Below are 268 nucleotides of genomic sequence, written 5' to 3'. Positions count from 1 at the left end.
AACCGCGCGGCGGCATGCGGCCAGTCGCAGTTCACGTCGTCGCGGCGGCGGCAGGGTGTCGGGCCAGAACAGCAGGGCCTGCCGCCAGCCCGGCCCGCGCCGCCAGGAAACCCGGGCCAGCGGGCCATGCCAGGTCACGCGCAGGTCGGCGACCGGCAGGCCATCGATGCAGCTTGGCCGGCCTGGCGGGCGGATCAGCAGGCGACGGGGTGGCCGCAGCGCCAGCCATCGCCAGCGCCGCGCGCCCGCCAGCAGCAAGGCAAGGCAC

General features: G+C 76.9%; 1 protein-coding gene. It reads right to left on the bottom strand.

All coding sequences use genetic code 11. From position 1 onward, the window contains the following. A partial coding sequence (locus SB822_RS57590) for a hypothetical protein (RefSeq protein WP_410859172.1) occupies positions 1 to 268 on the bottom strand: 268 nt, incomplete at both ends.

Source organism: Paraburkholderia sp. SIMBA_054 (genome assembly GCF_046534875.1).
In the GTDB taxonomy this organism is placed as follows: Bacteria; Pseudomonadota; Gammaproteobacteria; order Burkholderiales; family Burkholderiaceae; genus Paraburkholderia; species Paraburkholderia hospita.
Note: the sequence above shows the minus strand (reverse complement) of the source record. Positions and strands in the feature narration are given on the sequence as shown.